General features: G+C 34.3%; 2 protein-coding genes and 1 pseudogene. All 3 read left to right on the top strand.

The features are described from left to right. On the top strand, positions 1-845 hold an 845-nt coding region (locus H8698_RS13190; protein ID WP_283245484.1), incomplete at its 5' end, for an RHS repeat-associated core domain-containing protein. Between the two features lie 17 nt (positions 846-862). After that, positions 863-1,690 carry a WG repeat-containing protein gene (locus tag H8698_RS13185; RefSeq protein WP_249313899.1) on the top strand — a complete coding sequence of 276 codons (828 nt, stop codon included), beginning with the start codon at positions 863-865 and terminating at the stop codon, positions 1,688-1,690. Between the two features lie 164 nt (positions 1,691-1,854). Then, positions 1,855-2,002, top strand: a pseudogene (locus H8698_RS13545) (RHS repeat-associated core domain-containing protein); the annotation flags it as partial.

Genomic DNA, 2,002 nt, shown 5'->3' with positions numbered 1-2,002 from the left:
GCATGCGATACTTAGACCCCACATCAGGACGGTTCTTAACTGAAGACCCTGCAAAAGACGGTTTGAACTGGTTTAGCTATTGTGGTGGCAATCCCGTTAAGTTTACCGATCCGTGGGGAATGTATACATTGAAAGATATCGGTGCTTTTTTAGATGCAAACCCTGGAAAAGCGGAAGAAATTATGAAAGCAGATCCAGCAAATTATATTACTAATGTATCTAATGCATTTAAATCAGAATTCTCAGAGAATGCTGTAACTGTAAAAGAATACGAAAATGGAATCGTAATATATGCATGTGTTAGTATTAGTGGTGATGCTAATGCCCCCGATAACTCTTATGATCTTGTAACCCAAGGAATTAAGAATGGCTGGGGAGGATATTTTGACGGTAAAAAGGTTAGCGTTGTATTAATAGATGTAAATGATTCAGCTAACGCTTCATTTAAAAACCATAAAAATTTAGATATTTATATTAGCACTACAACTAATGATTCCAATTATAATGGTGAACTTCATAATGGCCGAATAACTATGTATTGGAAAAACACCCAATGGAATCCCAACCTAAACAGGTACGAAACATACCAATTACAAGACTATTATTTTTCTTGGATTGCCGCACATGAATTTGGGCATGCCCTTGGATTGAAAGATTTATATAATGATGAAAAATTTTCTTATACGCCTTTTTCCATCATGAATAGTGGCTTAAAATTCGATGGAAAAGCCACTAACATTGACTATGCTTTAATGCTTCGCGCCAAAAATAGTGGAGAAAAACAATTTTACAGTAAAAATTTAGATCTTTTAGATAAATATAATGCTTTGTATAGGCTAAAATAAGAAAGAAGGTAAAGAATATGAAAAAAGTAATATTATTTGGTAGTTTAATATTTGTTTTTGCATCATTAACAGTTTACGGTCAATTCTTAAAACAGTATACTGCATTTGAAGCAAATTATAAAATAGAAATAGACGGCGTTGAACGAAATTTTTATCATCCGATTGTTTCCATTGACGATAAGGCATATGTTGCTTTAACTGACTTTGCATCCTGGACTGGCAGAACTACAACATGGCTTCCGGAACAAAATAAAATTCGTGTTATTGAACGTAATGAAGATGTATCAAAGCTATTAATTCCATATCGTGATAATGTAACAAAGAAAGAGGGGTTTAAAGATTGTGATGGTAACATTGTCATAGAACCAAATTTTTATGAGGCTTTCCCTTTTTCCGAAGGCTACGCTGTAGTGGCAAAATTTGATAAAAATACATTGAAAACAACATATGGATATATTAATGATAAGGGAGAAGTTGTAATACCATGTATATATGATTTTGCCGGAGACTTTGATAATGGAATAGCAATTGTCGGTGCAAAGGACCAAAATTGTCCAAATAATTTATTACAATATTATTTGAAAAAAGACGGTAACTTTCTTTTTAACAAAGGTTTTTCGCAGGCACATCGTTTTAGTGAGGGATACGCGTGTGTTGTTACCAGTGGATTGGGATCTTTAGAGCATCCTTTAAAGTGGTCCTTTATTGATATGAATGGAGAATTTGCAACTAATTTTGAGTTTGATGATGAGGCTTGTTTCGAGAATGGTTATGCGGATGTAATTTTAAATGGTGTGGAAGGCTATATTGATTCACAATTTAATTTTTATGAGGGCAAACGCTGATGTATTTAGGCCAAAGGGGTAGTCGTGATGACTACCCCTTTTAATTAATATAGAAAGAAAAAAACTTGTACTTTGTAAATTTATGTGATAATATAAAGATATTAAAAGCACGATTAATAAATTTTGCATAAGATTACGAGTAAAAATTTGCTGATAACTTCGGCTATCGTGGCGAATACCACGCCCCCGAGTTGGGTTATATCTACCTCCGCATGCGATACTTAGACCCCACATCAGGACGGTTCTTAACTGAAGACCCTGCAAAAGACGGTTTGAACTGGTTTAGCTATTGTGGTGGCAATCCCGTTAAGT

This window comes from Congzhengia minquanensis (assembly GCF_014384785.1).
Taxonomy (GTDB): Bacteria; Bacillota; Clostridia; order UBA1381; family UBA9506; genus Congzhengia; species Congzhengia minquanensis.
Note: the sequence above shows the minus strand (reverse complement) of the source record. Positions and strands in the feature narration are given on the sequence as shown.